The sequence below is a fragment of the Micromonospora sp. DT53 genome (assembly GCF_049841535.1).
Classification (GTDB): domain Bacteria; phylum Actinomycetota; class Actinomycetes; order Mycobacteriales; family Micromonosporaceae; genus Micromonospora.
The window spans coordinates 20,376-38,802 of the sequence record NZ_JBNCKM010000001.1; the positions used below are offsets into that span (position 1 = coordinate 20,376).

Annotated in this window: 18 protein-coding genes; 13 read left to right on the plus strand and 5 right to left on the minus strand. The window is 71.9% G+C overall.

The window, feature by feature from the left end; genetic code table 11:
- Positions 1-3 precede the first annotated feature (3 nt).
- The 8 genes from mycP to ACLQ3B_RS00120 all read left to right on the plus strand — a co-directional run bounded on the left by mycP (position 4) and on the right by ACLQ3B_RS00120 (position 9,063).
- Positions 4-1,428, plus strand: coding sequence for a type VII secretion-associated serine protease mycosin (gene mycP / locus ACLQ3B_RS00085; protein ID WP_425776238.1), 1,425 nt, complete (start codon positions 4-6; stop codon positions 1,426-1,428).
- 149 nt (positions 1,429-1,577) lie between these two features.
- Complete coding sequence (locus tag ACLQ3B_RS00090) at positions 1,578-2,390, plus strand: TIGR03936 family radical SAM-associated protein (protein ID WP_425776240.1); 813 nt, start codon at positions 1,578-1,580, stop codon at positions 2,388-2,390.
- Between the two features lie 131 nt (positions 2,391-2,521).
- Entirely contained in the window at positions 2,522-5,623 is a 3,102-nt protein-coding gene (locus ACLQ3B_RS00095; protein ID WP_425776242.1) for an Rne/Rng family ribonuclease, read from the plus strand.
- A gap of 116 nt (positions 5,624-5,739) precedes the next feature.
- Complete coding sequence (locus tag ACLQ3B_RS00100) at positions 5,740-6,225, plus strand: hypothetical protein (protein ID WP_425776243.1); 486 nt, start codon at positions 5,740-5,742, stop codon at positions 6,223-6,225.
- Between the two features lie 166 nt (positions 6,226-6,391).
- On the plus strand, positions 6,392-6,706 hold the full coding sequence (gene rplU / locus ACLQ3B_RS00105) for a 50S ribosomal protein L21 (protein WP_007464063.1): 315 nt from the start codon (positions 6,392-6,394) through the stop codon (positions 6,704-6,706).
- An 11-nt stretch (positions 6,707-6,717) separates the two neighbouring features.
- Entirely contained in the window at positions 6,718-6,972 is a 255-nt protein-coding gene (gene rpmA / locus ACLQ3B_RS00110; protein ID WP_007464062.1) for a 50S ribosomal protein L27, read from the plus strand.
- Positions 6,973-7,067: 95 nt separating this feature from the next.
- Positions 7,068-8,543, plus strand: a complete 1,476-nt coding sequence (gene obgE / locus ACLQ3B_RS00115) for a GTPase ObgE (RefSeq protein WP_425776244.1) — start codon at positions 7,068-7,070, stop codon at positions 8,541-8,543.
- Positions 8,544-8,613: 70 nt separating this feature from the next.
- Entirely contained in the window at positions 8,614-9,063 is a 450-nt protein-coding gene (locus ACLQ3B_RS00120) for a GNAT family N-acetyltransferase (protein ID WP_425776246.1), read from the plus strand.
- Between the two features lie 29 nt (positions 9,064-9,092).
- On the opposite strand, the gene ACLQ3B_RS00125 is transcribed toward ACLQ3B_RS00120, so the two are convergent.
- Positions 9,093-9,752, minus strand: coding sequence for a DUF6766 family protein (locus ACLQ3B_RS00125; protein WP_425776248.1), 660 nt, complete (start codon positions 9,750-9,752; stop codon positions 9,093-9,095).
- Between the two features lie 65 nt (positions 9,753-9,817).
- On the minus strand, positions 9,818-10,309 hold the full coding sequence (locus tag ACLQ3B_RS00130; RefSeq protein ID WP_425776250.1) for a DUF4383 domain-containing protein: 492 nt from the start codon (positions 10,307-10,309) through the stop codon (positions 9,818-9,820).
- A 229-nt stretch (positions 10,310-10,538) separates the two neighbouring features.
- Between ACLQ3B_RS00130 and ACLQ3B_RS00135 the strand changes: the two genes are divergently transcribed.
- The 3 genes from ACLQ3B_RS00135 to ACLQ3B_RS00145 are packed head-to-tail and all read left to right on the plus strand — an operon-like array spanning position 10,539 to position 12,521.
- On the plus strand, positions 10,539-11,408 hold the full coding sequence (locus ACLQ3B_RS00135; protein WP_425776252.1) for a hypothetical protein: 870 nt from the start codon (positions 10,539-10,541) through the stop codon (positions 11,406-11,408).
- A gap of 31 nt (positions 11,409-11,439) precedes the next feature.
- Complete coding sequence (locus ACLQ3B_RS00140) at positions 11,440-11,907, plus strand: phage holin family protein (RefSeq protein ID WP_196919305.1); 468 nt, start codon at positions 11,440-11,442, stop codon at positions 11,905-11,907.
- Positions 11,904-12,521 carry a DUF3618 domain-containing protein gene (locus tag ACLQ3B_RS00145; RefSeq protein ID WP_425776254.1) on the plus strand — a complete coding sequence of 206 codons (618 nt, stop codon included), beginning with the start codon at positions 11,904-11,906 and terminating at the stop codon, positions 12,519-12,521. The genes ACLQ3B_RS00140 and ACLQ3B_RS00145 overlap by 4 nt, the downstream gene beginning before the upstream one ends.
- 85 nt (positions 12,522-12,606) lie before the next feature.
- On the opposite strand, the gene ACLQ3B_RS00150 is transcribed toward ACLQ3B_RS00145, so the two are convergent.
- Positions 12,607-13,602 (minus strand): glycosyltransferase, encoded by a 996-nt coding sequence (locus tag ACLQ3B_RS00150; RefSeq protein WP_425776255.1) that lies wholly within the window; start codon positions 13,600-13,602, stop codon positions 12,607-12,609.
- 74 nt (positions 13,603-13,676) lie between these two features.
- Positions 13,677-14,924, minus strand: a complete 1,248-nt coding sequence (locus ACLQ3B_RS00155) for a cytochrome P450 (RefSeq protein WP_425776257.1) — start codon at positions 14,922-14,924, stop codon at positions 13,677-13,679.
- Between the two features lie 144 nt (positions 14,925-15,068).
- Here ACLQ3B_RS00155 and ACLQ3B_RS00160 point away from each other — a divergent pair, with 144 nt between their 5' ends.
- Positions 15,069-15,470 (plus strand): hypothetical protein, encoded by a 402-nt coding sequence (locus ACLQ3B_RS00160; RefSeq protein WP_425776259.1) that lies wholly within the window; start codon positions 15,069-15,071, stop codon positions 15,468-15,470.
- Positions 15,471-15,590: 120 nt separating this feature from the next.
- Here ACLQ3B_RS00160 and ACLQ3B_RS00165 read toward each other — a convergent pair whose 3' ends face one another.
- Positions 15,591-15,809, minus strand: coding sequence for a DUF397 domain-containing protein (locus ACLQ3B_RS00165; protein ID WP_425776261.1), 219 nt, complete (start codon positions 15,807-15,809; stop codon positions 15,591-15,593).
- A gap of 69 nt (positions 15,810-15,878) precedes the next feature.
- Here ACLQ3B_RS00165 and pepN point away from each other — a divergent pair, with 69 nt between their 5' ends.
- The gene (gene pepN, locus ACLQ3B_RS00170; protein WP_425776262.1) at positions 15,879-18,395 is read left to right on the plus strand and encodes an aminopeptidase N; all 2,517 of its coding nucleotides are present in this window, start codon (positions 15,879-15,881) and stop codon (positions 18,393-18,395) included.
- Positions 18,396-18,427: the final 32 nt, after the last annotated feature.

Consider the following 18,427-nt stretch of genomic DNA (forward strand, 5'->3'; position numbering starts at 1 on the left):
CGGATGAAGGTGAACCTCGGAAGCCTCCGGCCGGTAGTCGCCTGTCTGCTGGCGGGGTTCCTGGTGGTGGGGGCCGCTCAACCGGCGGCCGCCGCGCCCCGGCGGGCCGAGCAGTGGTATCTGGACGAGCTCCGGATCGATCAGGTGCACAAGATCTCGACCGGGCGGGGCGTGGTCGTGGCCGTGGTCGACAGTGGTGTCGAGGCCAGCCATCCGGACCTGCGCGGTCAGGTGCTTGCCGGTGGTCGCAGCTACGGTTCCTCCGGAGATGGTCGGGCTGACGAGGATGGGCATGGCACGCACATGGCCGGCATCATCGCGGCCAAGGCCAGCAGCGACGGTGTGACTGGCATCGCCCCCGGTGTGAAGATCCTTCCCATCAAGCTGCGCAAGGAGGATGGGGTCTACAAGGGCGCCGGGATTGTTCGGGGCATCCGGATGGCGGTCGACGGTGGCGCCAAGGTGATCAACATATCCATCGGTGGCGCTGGCTTCGCCAACGCCGTGGAAGAGAGCGCGATCAAGTACGCGTTGGACCATGACGTCGTCGTGGTCGCCTCCGCGGGTAACACCGCCCAGGGCCGCACCACCGTGGGCACCCCCGCCAACACCCCGGGTGTGATCGCGGTGACCGGGACGACCAGGGGTGGCGCGTTCTGGCCCGGCTCGGTCCAGGGGCCGGAGGCGGTGGTCGCCGCTCCCGGCGACGGCATCTACAACGTCGCCAACGAGGCGGGCTACGGCTGGGGTGACGGCACCTCCGACTCCGCTGCGATCGTCTCCGCTCTGGCCGCGCTGATCCGATCGAAATACCCGGACCTCAACGCGCCGAGCGTGATCAACCGGATCATTCGGACCGCGCGGGACGCCGGCCCGTCCGGGCGAGATCCGCAGTACGGCTTCGGGGTGGTCGACCCGATCAAGGCGTTGACCGCTAACGTGCCGCCGGTCACCGCCAACCCGCTGCTCGACCCGGCCGCTGCCACCGACCCGGGCCCGGCCCGCACCGGGGGTGCGGACGAGGAGTTCGACGTCACCCAGCACGGCGATCGCGGTGGTCCGACCGACCAGCAGGTCATGGTGATCGGCATCGGCATCGCCGTGGTGCTGGTGTTGCTGCTGGGTCTGGTGGTCTTCCTCATCCTGAACCGCCGTCGGTACCGGCGGGAGGCGGCCCGCGCCGCCGACATCCCGGACGAGGTGCTCGACCGGGCGGCCCAGGGCGGCGCGTACCCGCCGCCGGACGCGGGTTACGCCCCACCGCCGGGCTATCCGCCCCCACCCGGCTACGCCCCTCCTTCCGGGTATGCCCCGCCTTCCGGTTACGCGCCTCCTTCGGGCTACGGCCCGCCCTCCGGCTACGGCCCGCCCTCCGGCTACGGCCCGCCGCCCGGTGGGGCGCCGCCCGCCCCGCCGAAGGAGGGGTAAAACCGTGCTGGCCGGCTGGTGACCTTCGCGGCACCGGCCGGCCATCGGCCTTTCGGAGCTGGTGGTCGCGACCCTGTTGACCGGTTCGCACCCATCTGCGGGGCGGTTCGACCGCCCCGGCTGCGTACCGTCACGAGCCCTGCGCCAGGATGGACGGACACGCAGGTACACCCGAGGAGCCCACGATCGCCAGAAAGCCTCAACCCGAGGGCGGCCAGGCACCGGTCGTCCAGCGCGTCCGCATCCGGTACGCCAAGCGCGGGCCGCTGCGGTTCACCTCGCACCGGGACTTCGCCCGGGCGTTCGAGCGTGCGCTGCGCCGGGCCGCCGTACCTGTCGCCTTCTCCCAGGGTTTCCACCCGCACCCGAAGATCTCCTACGCCAGCGCCGCGCCCACCGGGGTGGCGAGCGAGGCGGAGTACCTGGAAATCGCCCTTCAGGCCGAGGTCGACCCGGAGGCGCTGCGTGCCGCGTTGGACGCCGCGCTCTCGCCGGGGCTGGACGTCCTGGACGCCGTGATCGCCGAGGGGGGCAACCTGCCGGACCGGATCGAGGCGTCGCACTGGTACATCGAGTTGCCCGAGGTCGACACCGCGGTGCTGCGCGCCGCGGTGGACGCCTTCGTCGCGGCCGAGGAGGTGCTGGTCGAGCGGATGACCAAGCAGGGCCGACGCACTTTCGACGCCCGCGCCGCCGTGATGTCTATCGATGTCAAACCTCCTACGCCGACGCCTTCCGGGGCACCGGCCGTCCCGTGTGCGATACTCGAACTGGTCGTGCGGCAGGTCACCCCGTCCGTACGGCCCGATGACGTCCTTTCCGGCCTCCGCGTGGTGGCCGACCTGGAGCCGCCGGTTTCGCCGAGGGTGACCCGGCTGGCTCAGGGCACGTTGACCGCGCAGGGTGCGATCGTGGATCCGTTGGATGCGGACCGCGACGGGGCAGCCATCGTTGGGCACTGACCGACGGTCGGTGTTCTGGCAGGCAGACTTCGGCGGTCGCGCACCACGCGCGCCCGGCGGAAACACTTTTGCGGCGACCCTGCGTGGCAGCGCTCACCCGCGCCCGGGCTAGCCAGAACTGGAGAACGTCCATGCTCGAGAACGAGCCCGAGGGCGGCGAACGGACCGGTTCACAGCCGGCCGGAGACACCGCCGACCAGACCGACCAGAGCACCACGGCCGACGGCGCCGCCGTCGAGACCTCCACCACGGCCGTCGGTTCGGCCTCGGTGGCACCGGCCGGCGCGGAGAGCGAGCCCGCCGCACCGGTGCGGCGCACCCGGGCGACCCGTCGTCGGGCCGCCCCGCTCAACCAGCCGGAGCAGACCGATGCCCCGGTCGAGGCGTCCACCGGTGGGGCCGGCAGCGCCGAGTCGCCGCAGGCGGAGGTCTTCGCGCCGATCTCCGGTGACCTGGATGTCGCCCCGAAGACCCCCCGGCGCCGCCGCAAGGCCACCGCCGTCGAGACGACCGCCGAGGAGCCGCTTGTCGCCGCCTCCGCGGAGGCGGCCTCGGCCGAGGTGGTTCCGCCGGTCAAGGTGACCCGTACCCGGCGCAAGAAGGCCACCCCGGCCGCCGTCGAGGAGCCGCCCGCCACCGAGCAGCCACCGGTCGCCGCCGACGAGGTGCCCGCCGTCGAGGAGCCGGTCATCGACGCGGAGCCGGCCGAGTCCGACCTGCGCGAGGCCGAGGCCGAGTTGAACGACTCCGAAACCCTCCCGAGCACGTCCGCCGCCGAGCTCCCCTGGAGCAGTGGCGCGCAGGACCGCTCCGGCGAGGTGCCGCCGGGTGTGGCAGTCCCCGGTGTGGCGGATGAGCCGAACGAGCCGGCCGAGGTCGAGCCGGAGCAGCCACGTACCCGTCGTCGGCGGGCCGCGCTCTCCGCGCCCACCGTGCTGTTCATGGCGCCCCAGCCGGACGCCGTGCCGGTGACCCGACCGGTGGAGCCCGTCGCGGCGACCGAGGAGCCGGCCGTCGAGGAAGCCGCCGAGCCGTCCCGCCGCCGTCGGCGTGGTCGCCGCGAGGTCGAGCCGGTGGAGCCGATCGAGGCGATCGAGGCCGAGGAGGAGCCGACCGAGGAGGCCGACGAGGCCACCGAGGCGGATGAGGACGACGAGGACAGCGCCGCCGCGCGCCGCCGCCGCCGGCGTGGTCGCCGCGGCCGGGGCCGGGGCAAGGGCGGGGCCGACGACGCCGAGGACGAGGAGTCCGAGGAGGCGGCGCAGGCCGATGAGGAAGAGACCGCCGAGGTCGAGCCTGAGGGCGACGAGGACGAGGAGTCCGAGGGCGGGGACGGCCTGACCCGTCGTCGCCGCCGTCGCCGCCGTCGTGGCGCCGGTGACACCGAGGGCGCGGCGGACGACGGCGTGCCGACCGTGGTGAAGATCCGCGAGCCGCGCCGGACCGTCGACGAGGTGCAGGGTGTGTCCGGCTCGACCCGGCTGGAGGCCAAGCGCCAGCGCCGCCGCGACGGTCGTGAGCAGCGCCGTACCCGCCCGCCGATCCTGAGCGAGTCGGAGTTCCTGGCGCGCCGGGAGGCCGTCGACCGGGTGATGGCGGTCCGCCAGCGCGGTGACCGCACCCAGATCGCCGTTCTGGAGGACGGCGTCCTGGTCGAGCACTACGTCACCCGCAACTCCTCCGGGACGATGGCCGGCAACGTGTACCTGGGCAAGGTGCAGAACGTGCTGCCGAGCATGGAGGCCGCGTTCGTCGACGTCGGCCGGGGCCGCAACGCGGTGCTGTACGCCGGTGAGGTCAACTGGGACACCTCCGGGCTGGAGGGGCGCGCTCGCTCGATCGAGCAGGCGCTGCGCTCCGGGGACTCGGTGCTGGTCCAGGTCACCAAGGACCCGATCGGGCACAAGGGCGCACGGCTGACCAGCCACATCGCGCTCTCCGGCCGGCACCTGGTCTACGTGCCCAACGGCAACGCCTCCGGGATCAGCCGCAAGCTGCCGGACAACGAGCGCAAGCGGCTGCGGGACGTGCTCAAGAAGCTGGTCCCGGACGGCGCGGGCGTGATCGTCCGGACGGCCGCCGAGGGTGCCACCGAGGACGAGTTGGCCCGCGACGTCAAGCGGCTCCAGGCGCAGTGGGAGGACATCCAGGCCAAGGCCGCCGAGGGTGGCGCCCCGGCGCTGCTCTACGGGGAGCCCGACCTGGTCATCCGGGTGGTCCGGGACCTGTTCAACGAAGACTTCCGCGAGCTGGTGATCGAGGGCGAGCAGTCGTACGACATCGTCGAGTCGTACCTGTCGCACGTTTCCCCGGACCTGGTGGACCGGGTGCGCCGGCACGTCGGCACGAGCGACGTCTTCGCCGAGTACCGGATCGACGAGCAGATCATCAAGGGTCTGGACCGCAAGGTCTTCCTGCCCTCCGGCGGCTCGCTGGTGATCGACCGCACCGAGGCGATGACTGTCGTCGACGTCAACACCGGCAAGTACACCGGCTCCGGGGGCAACCTGGAGGAGACCGTCACCCGTAACAACCTGGAGGCGGCGGAGGAGATCGTCCGTCAGCTCCGGCTGCGTGACATCGGCGGCATCGTGGTGATCGACTTCATCGACATGGTGCTGGAGTCGAACCGGGAGCTGGTGCTGCGCCGGCTCACCGAGTGCCTGGGCCGGGACCGCACCAAGCACCAGGTCACCGAGATCACTTCGCTCGGCCTGGTGCAGATGACCCGTAAGCGGATCGGCGCGGGCCTGCTGGAGGCGTTCAGCGAGACCTGCGAGTGCTGCAAGGGCCGAGGCGTCGTCATCCACACCGAGCCGGTGCCGGAGAAGCCGCGTGCCGCTGGTGCGGGGGAGAAGGTCAAGGCGGTCGCCGCGTCGGTGGCTCCCGCTCCGGCGGTCGAGCCGGGTGCCACAGCCACGTCGTCCCGCCGCCGGGCCCGCAAGAACGCCCCGGCCGAGCGGACCGTGGTCGAGGTCGTCGACACCGACACCACGGCCGAACCGGACGCCGACTACCAGGACACCATGGGCTACGACCTGTCCCGCTACGAGTCGGAAACCGCCGCCGCTCCGGCGATTTCCGACGCTCAGCAGGGTGAGTCGGCTCGGCTGGCCGCGGCGGACGACCCGGACGCGCTCGCTGACGGTGAGGGCGACGAGGACACCACCGAGGGCGGTGGCGGCCGTCGCCGGTCGCGTCGGGGTGGCACCCGTCGGCGGACCCGCCCCTGAGCGCCTGACCGGCCACGTGTTTGACGAGGTCCCTCTCCCGGCAAAGTGACGGGGGAGGGACCTCGTCGTTGCGGCCACCCGGTCCTCGATCGGCCGTCCCAGGTCAGGAGAAGAACATGCGCCGTCTGCTCGCCGTCACCGCGCTGCTCACCATGCTCACCGGCGCGACCGGCTGCTCCACCGACCCGACCGCCCAGGGCGGCGCCGGCTCGGCGGCCGCTGGCACCGCTCCCGGCCCGACCGGCATGCCGGCCAGCGGTGGCGTGGCGGGTGGCGACGCCAACCAGGTCTGCACCGCAGCGCGGGAGGCCAGCACCACTGCCGTCCAGACGTACGTGGCGCAGTTGGGCCAGATGCTCGCGGCGGTGGGCGCCGGGGACAGCCGCACGGCCGAGGCCGCCCGGGGACGGGCCGAGGCGGCGCTCGTCGACTGGCGGGCCGCGCTGCGGGAGCAGTCGGCGCGGACCAACGATCCGCAGCTCAAGACTCTGCTCACCGACCTCGGGACCGAAGTCTCCGCGCTCGGCGCCGACGTCGAGTCGATCGACGAGACCGAACTCGACAGGCTCCAGCAGCGCCTCGATCAGCTCTGCGCGCGCTGACCAGGGCGGGCCGGTTTGGGGTCCGGGCCAGCGATGGCGTACTCTTGCCTGCGGCCCACCTTTGGTGTGCCGAGTTCCCGTGTGCCCGCGCCGCCGTGCACTGCTACCCGGCGAGCCGCCGCGGGGACGACCGCCAGCAGCCTCAACGACAGGGAGTCCGCCTCCGATGTACGCGATCGTCAAGACCGGCGGCAAGCAGTACAAGGTCGCCGAGGGCGACGTGATCGAGGTCGAGAAGCTCACCGGTGCCCCCGGTGACGCGGTGAAGCTCACCGCGGTGCTCCTCGTCGACGGTGACGACCTGGTGACCGACGCGGCGAAGCTTGCCGAGGTCGCGGTGTCCGGCGAAATTGCCGCGCACACCAAGGGCCCGAAGATCCGGATCCACAAGTTCAAGAACAAGACCGGCTACCACAAGCGCCAGGGTCACCGCCAGCCGTTGACCCAGGTCAAGGTGACCGGCATCTCCAGCGGGAAGTAGGTCGTCCTCCAATGGCTCACAAAAAGGGTGCGTCCAGCTCGCGTAACGGTCGTGATTCCGCGGCCCAGCGACTCGGCGTGAAGCGCTTCGGTGGTCAGGTCGTCAGCGCCGGTGAGATCATCATCCGGCAGCGTGGCACCAAGTTCCACCCCGGTGACCTGGTCGGCCGTGGCGGCGACGACACGCTGTTCGCGCTGTCCGCCGGTGCGGTCCTGTTCGGCACCAAGCGCGGTCGCAAGACCGTCAGCATCGTTCCGCAGCAGTAGTTCTGGGGCTAAGCGGGCCGCGGACCTCCGGGTCCCGGCCCGCTTAGCTTTTTTCACGAAGTGCGAGGTCGAGCCTCGCTGGAAGGATTGACGCCGTGGCAACGTTCGTTGACCGGGTCGTACTGCACCTGCAGTCCGGCGATGGCGGGCACGGTTGTGCCTCGATCCACCGCGAGAAGTTCAAGCCGTTCGGTGGACCGGACGGCGGCAACGGTGGGCACGGGGGCAGCGTGTCCCTGGTGGTCGACCCGCAGGTGACCACGCTGCTCGACTTCCACTTCCACCCGCACGTCAAGGCCGACAGCGGCAAGGGCGGCGCCGGCTCGAACCGGGACGGGGCCAACGGTCGCAACCTGGTGCTCAAGGTGCCCAACGGCACAGTGGTGCAGACCTCCGATGGCACCGTGCTGGCCGACATGGTCGGCGCCGGCACCACCTTCGAGGTCGCCCGGGGCGGGCGCGGCGGGCGGGGCAACGCCTCGCTGGCCAACGCCAAGCGCAAGGCACCCGGCTTCGCCGAGCTGGGGGAGCCCGGCGACCAACTGGACATCGTGCTGGAGCTGAAGAGCGTCGCCGATGTGGGCCTGGTGGGCTTTCCGTCCGCCGGCAAGTCGTCGCTGATCTCGGTGATCTCCGCTGCCAAGCCGAAGATCGCCGACTACCCGTTCACCACCCTGGTGCCCAACCTCGGTGTGGTCCGGATGGACAACCACACCTTCACCGTCGCGGACGTGCCGGGCCTGATCCCCGGCGCGGCCACCGGCAAGGGGCTGGGCCTGGAGTTCCTGCGGCACATTGAGCGTTGTGCGGTGTTGGTGCACGTCATCGACTCGGCGACGCTGGAGCCTGGCCGTGACCCGGTGGCCGACATCGACGCCATCGAGGCCGAGCTGAGCCAGTACGGCGGCCTGGCCGAACGCCCCCGGCTGGTCGCCGTGAACAAGGTCGACGTACCGGACGGCCGCGATCTCGCCGAGATCGTGCGCCCCGACCTGGAGGAGCGCGGTTACCGCGTGTTCGAGGTCTCCGCGGCCACCCGGGAAGGGCTCAAGGAGCTGACCTACGCGATGGCGGAGCTGGTCGATGCGGAGCGTAAGGCCGCTCCGCCCGCCGAGCCGACCCGGATCGTGATCCGCCCGATGGCCGTGGACGACGACGGTTTCACCATCACGGCCGAGACGGACGGTTCGTTCACCGTCCGCGGCGTACGGCCGGAACGCTGGATCAAGCAGACCAACTTCGACAACGACGAGGCGGTCGGCTACCTGGCGGACCGGCTGGCCCGGCTCGGGGTGGAGGACAAGCTGGCCAAGGCCGGCGCGCAGCCCGGTGACCTGGTCCGGATCGGTGCACGCGAGTTCGACTGGCAGCCGACGCTCTTCGCCGGTGTGGACTTCGTACCCGGCAACCGGGGCACCGACGTCCGCCTGGAGGAGAAGTCGAACCGGGCCTCCGCCGCGGATCGGCTCGCCGCCAGGAAGGCCCGCCGGGTACGGTCGGCCGACGAGGTGGGCGCGGACGCGTCCGACGACCTCGACGCCGACCTCGACGACGAGGACGACGCCGAGTAGTTCGTTGCGCTCCGTGGCGGGGTTGATTTCCGGAAACCTCCCCGAAATCCACGCGTCCTAGCGTGGGGTGATGCTGATCGAGTCCCGGCCTGCCATCGATCCGGAGATCGCCGCCATGGTCACCGCACAGCAGCGTGAGCTGCGCGAGGCCGATGGTGGGTTGGACGGGCAGGTCTTCGTCCCCCACGACGACGTCCGCTACCTGGCGGTGGTGGTGAACGGCCGGGCGGTCGCCTGCGGTGGGCTCCAGGCGCTCGATGCCGAGACCGGCGAGGTCAAGCGGATGTACGTCCGGCCCGCGTACCGGGGGCGGGGGATCGGCCGTCAGTTGCTCGCCGCGCTGGAGGAGTGCGCGTTCCGGCAGGGGCACTCGGTGGTCTGCCTGGAGACGGGCACCTACCTGCCGGCCGCCATCGCGTTGTACACGTCGTGTGGCTACCAGCGGATCCCGGTCTACGGCGAGTACGTGGGCAACCCGTACAGCGTGTGTTTCGCCAAGCGGTTGCCGGTCGCGGCCTGACGGTCGTCGTCGTGGCCGCGACCGCCGTCTCAGGCGCCGGTGCTGGCGTGCGCGACGGTCACCGGCTTCGACTCCGGCGAGGCGTGCTGGCGCAGGACGATGCTCAGCAGGATCAGCGCGCCGACCGCGAGGAACTCGCTCTGCCAGTTCTGCATGGACTGGAACCAGAAGTCACTGGTGCCGAGGAACTCCCACACCCCGATCGGCGGCGCCCCGCTCTGCAGCGCCTGCTCCTGGTTGTACGCGGCGGTGCCACCGAGCAGGTGGCCGACGAACGAACCAGCGAAGATCAGCAGCAGCGCGAGGGAGAGGCTGTTCCGGTAGATCACCAGCGGCAGGCCGCCGACGCGTACCGGCCAGGGTGACTGCGGGGTCGCCCGGCGCTCGTCGTCTTCCGGTCGGTCGGTCTGGTCCATCGGCTTGGACTCGGCCGAGCCCCGCTGCACCAGGTACGCGGTGAGCAGCACGTACCCGCCCATCTGGAGGAACTCCGACTCCCAGTTCTCGAAGACCGACTCGGCGAAGTGCCCACTGGTCAGGTACGCCGGCCAGCTCAGCGGCGCGGCCCCGAACTCGGTCAGCTCCTCATTGTGGGTCTGCCACCCGAAGACGCTCTGCAACACCAGAAAGACCAGGAACGCCCCCAGCATGGCGACGGCCAGGGCGTTGTCACGCAGCCAACGAGGCATGAGCGCACCTCCTTCGCCTGCCGATTACCCCTGTGGGCGTGACCGCGAAACCACAAAAGTCCAGTTCAGTGCCGGTCGGCGGGGCTGTCCAGGCGTCCACCGGTGCCCGCCTGGTTCGACAGCAGCAGCCCCAGCGCGAGCATCCCGAAGCCGAGCGCGAGGTGCAGCCAGTTGTCGTCGTCGTTGACCGGCAGGATGTTCGCCCCGCCCTCCGGGTTGACCGCCTCGATCGCCAGGCCGTACAGCCAGAGAGCGAGGTAGATCGCGCCGCCGGCGGCCAGGAACACCCGGGCGCCGGCGACGCTGCGGGCCAGCACCAGGCCGGCCAGCCCGAAGATCAGGTGCACCGCGTTGTGCAGGATCGACACCTGGAACAGCCCGAGCAGGTGGGCGTCCGAGTGGTGCCCGGCGAACCTCAGCTCGCCGTAGTCGGTGGTGACGCCGGGGATGAAGCCGAGGACGCCGATCAGCAGGAAGACCCCGGCCACGACCAGCGCGGCCAGCTGTACCCGGGGTCGGGGGCGGGCCCCTCGGCCGCCCCGCGCGTCTCGTGCCATCGCTGCCCCCTCCGTGGATCTGCCGGCCTCGCGAACCTCACTGTCCGCAGCGGCGACGTGACGCAGCCCGACGATCCTCCATTTTGAAGTCCATCCGGTGGGCCGCGCAGAGAAATGCACGAAGAGGTATGGAAGGGAGAACGCAGGGTAGGTGAATGGTCAGCGGCGGTGGCAACGCGCCGCATCCCCCCAGCACAACCGCGACGACTTTCTGAGCGGAAGGGAAATCATGACTTACGATCTTTCATCTACGTCCTCCACCTACGGGCAGCAGTCGACCAACGGCGGTGGCGTCCGCGACCAGGCGCGCCAGGTCGGGTCGGAGGCCGCGCAGGCTGGTGGCGCGGTCGCCCAGACCGCCAAGGAGCAGGGCACCGAGGTCGGCCGTGAGGCGGCCCGGCAGGCCCGCAACCTGTACGGCGAGGCCCGCAGCCAGCTCGCCAGCCAGACCGGTGAGCAGCAGCGCCGAGCCGCCGGTGGGCTGCGTTCCCTGGCCGACGAGATGCGCTCGATGGCCGAGCAGGGTGGTCAGGCCGGCCCGGTGACCGAGCTGGCCCGTCAGGCCGCCGATCGGGTGCACGGCGTCGCCGGTTGGCTTGAGCAGCGCGAGCCCGGCGACCTGATCACCGAGGTACGCGACTACGCGCGGCGTAACCCGGGGACCTTCCTGGTCGGCGCGGCAGTTCTCGGCGTGCTGGCCGGCCGGTTGACCCGTGGCATCTCCGCCGGTGGCGACGACTCCGGCAACGGTTCCTCGACCTATCGGGGCGCCGGGGCGTACGACCCGGAGCAGACCGCCGTGATCCCGACGCAGCCGCCGGCGTCCCGCGAGGTGCCGGACGCCGTCCCGCCGGGCGGCTACCTCGACCCCACCCCCGGCACGCACACCCCGCCGACGTCCGGTGGCTACGCCGACCAGACGCCCGGCACCTACGCCGACCCGGCGCCCGGTAACTACGCCGACCCGGCGCCCGGCGGCTACGCCGAGCCCGGGCGGGACGACTACCCGGAGCACTCCGGCACCGGTCAGCCGTTGCCGCCGGTGACCCAGACCGACCCGCTGCCCGGCGTGCCGTCCAGCGGCAGCCCCCGCCCGTGAGCCGCCGAGTCATCCGAAGGGAGGCGACGGCATGAGCATGCCGACGCAGGGGTCCGGACTGGACTCCGGTTACCACCCTGACGCGGGTGCCCCGCACACCGCGTCGGAGGTGAAGGGCAGTTCGCTGGGTGACCTGATGCGTCAGGTCACCACCGACCTGTCGACGCTGATGCGTCAGGAGGTGGAGCTGGCCAAGGCCGAGATCCGCCAGGAGGGCAAGAAGGCCGGCAAGGCCGCGGGCCTCTTCGGTGGTGCCGGCTTCGGCGGCTACATGGTGGCCCTCTTCGTGTCCATCGCCGTGTGGCAGTTCCTGGACAACGTCATGGACTCCGGTCTGGCCGCGCTGATCGTGGCCGTGATCTGGGCCGTGGTCGCCGCGGTCCTCTACTCGATGGCCAAGAAGAACGCCCAGCACGTACGCGGGCTCAAGCAGACCAACGACAGCGTGCAGCGGATCCCCGACGCGCTCAAGCCCCACCCGGAGGGAGTCACCCGATGAGCACCGATCCCGATCAGATCCGCCGGGAGATCGAAGCCACACGTAACAGCCTCAGCTCCGATGTGGATGCGCTGGCGTACAAGGTCAGCCCCAGCCGCATCGTCGACGACCGCAAGCAGCGGGCGCGTTCCGCTCTGCAGAATGTGAGGGACAAGGTCATGGGAACCGCGTCGGACCTCGGCCACGGCACCGGCCAGGCCGCCCACTCGGTGGGTGACCGCGCCTCGTCGGCGGCCTCAAGCGTCAGCGACGCCGCGCAGTCGGCGGCCTCCACTGTCAGCGACGCCGCGCACAGCGCGCCGCGGGTGATCCGGCAGAAGTCCCAGGGCAACCCTCTCGCCGCCGGTTTGATCGCGTTCGGGGTCGGCTGGCTGGCCTCGTCGCTGATCCCGGCCTCCCGTCGTGAGCAGGAGGCCGCCACCCAGGTGAAGGCCAAGGTCGGCGAGCACAGCGGGGCGGTGAAGGAGAAGCTGGGCGAGGTGGCGAGCGAGCTGCGCGAGCCGGCCCAGCACGCCGCCGATTCGGTGAAGTCCGCCGCTCAGGACGCCGTGTACGCGGTCAAGGACGACACGAAGTCCGCCGCCCACGACGTCAAGGACCACGCCACCCGCTAGCCCCGACGCGGCAGCTCGCGGCCACCCCAGGGTGCCCGCGAGCTGTCGCGCCCCACCCCCCGACCTTTCCCTCGCGATCGTGCACTTACGGTTGGGCCTTTGTCGTCTCTGGGGTGTTTCGTCGCGACAGAAACTGCAAGATCGCGCGGGTTTGCGGGGCGGGGTTGGCGGCTCGGCGGATTCGGGTGTCGCCGTAGCGGACACCACCTCGTAGGACGCGTTGGGCTACCGCCAGCCAGCCGCACACACCGCGCTCCAGCAGCCAGAGCGGGGCCGCCAGCGCGGTGGTCGACGGGAACACCCGGCCGCCACCGGCGCGGCGGCGACCCGTCTCGGCCAGGGCGACGACCCCGAGCAGCGCGCCGAGCAGCAGCCTCGGCCGGCGCGCCGCGACCGCCGCCGTCAGCGCCGGCAGCACCGCGAGCGCGGTCAGCAGGCGAGCCGGCTGAGCCAGATCGTCGTACGCCTGACGGACCCGTTGACCGCGGAAGTGCGCGGCGTCCGGAGGCAGCCGGCGGACGTACAGCCAGGCCGGGGTGGCCTCGGTGCCGCCGTACCCGCGCACCGTGCGGATCAGCTCCAGGTTCTCGAAGAGCACGTCCGGGTCGTACCCGCCCATGGCGAGGAAGGTGCTGCGCCGCACGGCGAGGGTCCCCGGGTAGTCCGCTCCGAGCGCCCGGTTGAGCAGCGTGCGACCGGTGTCCCACCACGCGTGCCAGGGCAACGGGTCGAAGTAGTTCTGCGGTCGTACCAGGTCGGCCCGGCCCAGCAGCCGGTGTACGGCGGTCAGCGCGGCCTCGTCGTACCGGATGTCGTCGTCGGCGATCACCACGTGCTCGTGGCCGGCCGCACGGACACCGGTGCGTACGCCGAGCACCTTGCCGTTGAGCCCGCGCTCGCTCGGGTCCGGTGGGAGGTGCCGGACCAGCCCTCGCCACGCCGCGGCGTGCCGCGCGAAGAGCTCCGGAGGCGAGCCGTCGACCACGAGCACCTCGACCCGGTCACCCAGCCAGCGCAGGTAGTCGGTCAGCTCGGTCCGGCCGCTGTCGGTGTGCCAGCGCAGCGGCAGCACGTACGTCATCGGTAGGAGGGTCGGTGGGGCGTTGGTCCGCCGTGCCGCTTCGTCACCTCGGCCACGCACGATCGTCGCCCCCCTCAGACGGCGCGGCGGACGTTTGTCAGGGTCAGCCCGAGGGGCGGCAGCGCGGGCATCCGGTGCAGGTCCAGGGCCAGGTCCTGGACGGGCACCTCGTAGCGCATGGTGGTGGCCAGGTTGGTGACCGCCCGCTTCATCAGGTCGATGGTGATCCACTCGCCGGCGCAGCGGTGCCCGGCCCAGTGGTCGCCGCCGCCCTGCGGGATCAGCTCGAACGGGTCCACCCGGCGGCCGGCGAACCGCTCCGGGCGAAACAGCTCCGGTTGCGGCCAGATCGACGGGTGGTGGTTGGTGCCGTAGAGGTCGAGCAGCACCCGCCGGCCCTTCGGAAAGTGGTGGCCCTGCCAGTCGAAGGACCGCCGGACCCGGGCCGCTGCCATCGGAAAGAACGGGTAGTAGCGGCGTACTTCCTGAACGAAGTGCTCGGTGGCCTCGTCGTCGTCCCGGACCCTTTCCCGCCAGGCCGGATGGTCGTGCAGGGCGAGCGCGGCGAAGGTCATGTACTGGTCGACGGCGACCACCGGGCGCAGCACGTTGAGCAGCTCCACCGCCGCGATCCGTCGGGGGAGGAGGTTGCCGCGCCCGTCCCGGTGTTCGGCGATCACGGCCAGGGCGCTGCCGTCCGGCGCCGGAGCGAGACCGACCCGGGTCCGTTCGACGAGGTCGGCGAGCCAGTGTTCGGCGCGGTACCGGGCGAGCCGTCCCCACCAGTGCCGGGGGCCGATCACCGCCGGAGCCTCGATCATGGCGTGCAGCTCGACCGCGCGGCGCTCGACCTGCGACGTGGGCAGCGGTACCCCCGCCCAGGCGCACACCACCCGGGTCAGCATCCGACCCAGCTCGTCGTAGAGCGACACCGGACCGGCGTCCTCCCAGGGGGTGATCCGGGTCTGCCACTCGTCGTCGAAGAGCTGGCCGAGCCGCTGGATCGCGGCCGGCGTCATGATCGACATGAACATGGCCTTGCGGTCGGAGTGCTCCGGCCCGTCCAGCCCCTGCACCCCACCCCGACCGGTCAGGGTCCGCTGCACGCGCAGCGGCATCGCGGTGGCGCGTTGGAAGCGGTAGTTGTCGTAGAACAGCTCCGCCGCCGGCCGACCGCGCAGGCAGATGGTCGGGGCGAGCAGGATCCGGGTCCGGAAGACGTCGCTGCCGTACCGCTCGCAGCGCTCGCCGATGAACCGGTAACCGGAGCGGAGCAGCGCGAGGGTGCTGTCCGGGCTGCGATCGGCCGGCATGGTCGCCATCGGGTCTCCTCACGCGCGGGTGCGGCTGGTCGACGTTTGCTCCGCGCTTACCCCCGTCGACGCTGCTGAACCCCGCGCGGCTGGCCCCTCCCGGGGGCGGCGGAACCTGGTTTGCTGCTGGTGGGACAACCACGGGGAGGGCGGATGCGCGACAACAGATCGCCGCACTGGCGGCAGAGGCGAGTGGCCGGAGCACTAGGCGGAGGCCGCGACGGGCGGTCACTCATCGGGCCACCGCGGCGGCCCACCCGGCCGCACCGGTTCTTCACCGTGCACCTGGGCTTCACCGCGCCCGGCCCGGCCGAGGCGCGCGAGCTGGCCGTGGCGTACGCCGAGGCGCTGAGCCTGCTCCGCTCGGAGGTGGCACTCGGGGCGGCGGCCCTGTCACCGGCGGACGCCTGGCAGCGGGCCGAGCGGCTGTTCTGCGGCGCGGTCGGCCCGGACGGGGAGCGCTGCGTCGACGTGGCCGACCATCCGGGCTTCCACCACGCCCCGGGCCCCGGTGGCCTGGGCTGGGGCGACGGCGACGGCCCCGGCGATGGGTGACCACAGGTCCCGGGCGGTCGATCCGGCAGCGCGTCGACCAGCCCGTCCGCGTGGCCGTGCCGGTGTCCCGACCACGGGCACCGGCACGGCGATCCAACGCCGACGGGTCGGCGCGCACGATCAGTCCAGGTCGAACTCGCCGTCCTGCGCTCCGGCCACGAAGGCGTCCCACTCGGCCTGGTTGAAGACCAGCACCGGCCCGTCCGGCTCGGCCGAGTTACGCATCCCGATCAGGTCGTCGACGAAGGCGACCTCAACGGCGCTGTCGGAGGTGTCCCCCTCGGCCCGCTGCCAGACCGCCCGTGAGAGGTCGAAGTCGCCCTTGGGGTGCTGCGCCATTGTTCTTTCCTCCAGTGCCGAGGGTCGTGTGGTGACCGGGTGCCGATCCCCATCGGGCAGGATAAGCGGATGCCGAGCCTGACCCGTGTAGAGGCGACCGCGCGTGGCGCGGCGATTACTGTCGATTCCTATCAGGTGGACCTCGACCTGACCGGCGGCGGCGATCTGTTCCGCTCCCGCGTCGAGATCCGGTTCCAGGCCGCCGTCGGCGCCGCGACCTTCGCCGAGGTCAAGCCCGCCAAACTGCTCGGCGTACGCCTCAACGACCGCGACCTCGATCCCGACCTGCTCACCGACAACCGGCTGCCGCTCGACGACCTGGCCGCGGCGAACACGCTCATCGTCGAAGCCGAGATGGCCTATTCCAGGACGGGGGAGGGGATGCACCGCTTCGTCGACCCGGCCGACGGCGAGACCTACCTCTACGCCGAGTCCTTCCTCGACAACGCGCCGAGCATCTTCGCCGCCTTCGACCAGCCCGACCTCAAGGCCCCGGTCACCCTCTCGGTCACCGCCCCGCCGCAGTGGATCGTCGCCGGCAACGCCGAGCTGGCCGCCAACCCGGTGCCCGGGCGCTGGGAGTTCGCCCCGAGCGCGCCCCTGGCCACATACTTCTTCTCGCTGATCGCCGGGCCGTACCACGTCCGGCGGGCCGAGCACGACGGCATACCGCTGGGCATCTACTGCCGCCGGTCGCTCGCCGAGCACCTGGACGCCGACGCCGAGGAGATCTTCACCATCACCCGGCAGTGCCTGGACCGGTTCCACCAGCTCTTCACCGAGCGCTACCCGTTCGGCAAGTACGACCAGGCGTTCGTGCCCGAGTTCAACGGCGGGGCGATGGAGAACCCGGGCCTGGTCACCTTCCGCGACGACTACGTGTTCCGTTCGGTGGTCACCGACACCCAGCGCGAGCAGCGGGCCGGCACCATCGCCCACGAGATGGCCCACATGTGGTTCGGTGACCTGGTCACCATGCGCTGGTGGGACGACCTGTGGTTGAACGAGTCCTTCGCGGAGTACCTCGGCACCCGGGTCACCGCCGAGGCGACCCGATTCGGTCAGGCCTGGACCACCTTCGCCATGCGTCGCAAGGCCTGGGGGTACGCCGCCGACCAGCGGCCCTCCACCCACCCGATCGCCCCACGGGAGGTGGCCGACGCCGAGGAGGGCCTGCTCAACTTCGACGGCATCTCGTACGCCAAGGGGGCCAGCGTCCTGCGGCAGTTGGTCGCGAGGCTCGGCGACGAGGCATTCCTCGCCGGTCTGAACGCGCACTTCGCCGCACACCGCTTCGGCAACGCCACCCTCGCCGACCTGCTGGCCAGCCTCTCCACCAGCAGCGGACGGGACCTGTCCGACTGGGCCGAGCTGTGGTTGCGCCGACCGCAGGTCAACACCCTGCGTGCCGAGGTCGCCGTGGACGCCGAGGGCCGCTACACCGAGGTGGCCGTGGTGCAGACGGCGCCCGAGTCGTACCCGGTGCTGCGCCCACACCGGATCGGCGTGGGCCGCTACGCGACGGACGGCACCGGGCGGCGCGACGAGGTCGACATCGACCCGAGCGCCGACGGAGGCCGGACGGTGCTCGGCGCGCTGACCGGCGAGCCGGCGGCCCGGCTGCTGCTGCTCAACGACGGCGACCTCACCTTCGCGAAGGTACGCCTCGACCCGGCGTCGGCAGCCGCCGTCCCGCAGGTGCTGCCCGCGCTGACCGACCCGCTGGCGAGGGCGGTGCTCTGGCGCGAGGCGCTGGACGCGGCGACCGACGGCGAGCGCCCGGTCACCGGCCTGGTCGACCTGGTGGTAGCCGCGCTGCCCGCCGAGACCGAGGTGATCATCGCGGAGGACGTGCTGACGCTCAGCCGGTCCCTGGTCGACCGCTACCTCGACCCGCTGACCCGCTCCACGGCGCTGGCCCGGGTCGCGGGGGCCTGCCAGCGGCTGCTCGACGGCGCACCGGCCGGGGAGTCGCTGCAGCTCGCCGCCGCGCGGGGTTGGATCGCCGCGACCACCGACGCGGATCTGCTCGTCGGTTGGCTCGCCGGCCGGGACGTGCCGACCGGTCTGCAGGTCGACGCGGAGCTGCGCTGGTCGGTGCTGCGCCGACTGGTGGTGCTGGGCGCCGCCGGCGAGGCGGAGATCGCCATCGAGGTCGCCGCCGACAACAGCTCCACGGGCGCGGAACGGGCCGCCCACTGCCGGGCGGCCCTGCCCGACCCGGCAGCGAAGCAGGCGACCTGGGAGATCATCCTGCGGGACACCGGGCTGTCCAGTCGACTGCTCGAGGCGATCGCCGAGGGGTTCTGGCAACCCGAACAGGCCGAGCTGACCGCCGCGTACGTCGATAGGTACTTCGCCGAGATGCCGGCCGCCGCGCACCGGCGTACCCCCTGGACGGCTGACCGGGTGGCGGCCCTGGCGTTCCCCCGCTACGCCGTGGCGCAGCCCACCCGGGAGGCGGCCGCGGCGCTGCTGGCCCGCGACGACCTGACTCCCGGCCTGCGCCGGGTGGTGACCGACGCCGACGACGACCTGCGCCGCGCGCTGGTCGCCCGGACGGCAACGGCCGCCGCCTCGGCCTGAAACGCCGACGAGCGCGGGCTGGAAAGCGTGGC

What these genes read in the sequence shown, in the direction of transcription:
- mycP (WP_425776238.1), top strand. Translation starts at nt 4, where the DNA reads ATGAAGGTGAACCTCGGAAGCCTCCGGCCGGTAGTCGCCTGTCTGCTG.
- ACLQ3B_RS00090 (WP_425776240.1), top strand. Translation starts at nt 1,578, where the DNA reads ATGGACGGACACGCAGGTACACCCGAGGAGCCCACGATCGCCAGAAAG.
- ACLQ3B_RS00095 (WP_425776242.1), top strand. Translation starts at nt 2,522, where the DNA reads ATGCTCGAGAACGAGCCCGAGGGCGGCGAACGGACCGGTTCACAGCCG.
- ACLQ3B_RS00100 (WP_425776243.1), top strand. Translation starts at nt 5,740, where the DNA reads ATGCGCCGTCTGCTCGCCGTCACCGCGCTGCTCACCATGCTCACCGGC.
- rplU (WP_007464063.1), top strand. Translation starts at nt 6,392, where the DNA reads ATGTACGCGATCGTCAAGACCGGCGGCAAGCAGTACAAGGTCGCCGAG.
- rpmA (WP_007464062.1), top strand. Translation starts at nt 6,718, where the DNA reads ATGGCTCACAAAAAGGGTGCGTCCAGCTCGCGTAACGGTCGTGATTCC.
- ACLQ3B_RS00120 (WP_425776246.1), top strand. Translation starts at nt 8,614, where the DNA reads ATGCTGATCGAGTCCCGGCCTGCCATCGATCCGGAGATCGCCGCCATG.
- ACLQ3B_RS00125 (WP_425776248.1), bottom strand. Translation starts at nt 9,752, where the DNA reads ATGCCTCGTTGGCTGCGTGACAACGCCCTGGCCGTCGCCATGCTGGGG.
- ACLQ3B_RS00130 (WP_425776250.1), bottom strand. Translation starts at nt 10,309, where the DNA reads ATGGCACGAGACGCGCGGGGCGGCCGAGGGGCCCGCCCCCGACCCCGG.
- ACLQ3B_RS00135 (WP_425776252.1), top strand. Translation starts at nt 10,539, where the DNA reads ATGACTTACGATCTTTCATCTACGTCCTCCACCTACGGGCAGCAGTCG.
- ACLQ3B_RS00140 (WP_196919305.1), top strand. Translation starts at nt 11,440, where the DNA reads ATGAGCATGCCGACGCAGGGGTCCGGACTGGACTCCGGTTACCACCCT.
- ACLQ3B_RS00145 (WP_425776254.1), top strand. Translation starts at nt 11,904, where the DNA reads ATGAGCACCGATCCCGATCAGATCCGCCGGGAGATCGAAGCCACACGT.
- ACLQ3B_RS00150 (WP_425776255.1), bottom strand. Translation starts at nt 13,602, where the DNA reads ATGACGTACGTGCTGCCGCTGCGCTGGCACACCGACAGCGGCCGGACC.
- ACLQ3B_RS00155 (WP_425776257.1), bottom strand. Translation starts at nt 14,924, where the DNA reads ATGGCGACCATGCCGGCCGATCGCAGCCCGGACAGCACCCTCGCGCTG.
- ACLQ3B_RS00160 (WP_425776259.1), top strand. Translation starts at nt 15,069, where the DNA reads ATGCGCGACAACAGATCGCCGCACTGGCGGCAGAGGCGAGTGGCCGGA.
- ACLQ3B_RS00165 (WP_425776261.1), bottom strand. Translation starts at nt 15,809, where the DNA reads ATGGCGCAGCACCCCAAGGGCGACTTCGACCTCTCACGGGCGGTCTGG.
- pepN (WP_425776262.1), top strand. Translation starts at nt 15,879, where the DNA reads ATGCCGAGCCTGACCCGTGTAGAGGCGACCGCGCGTGGCGCGGCGATT.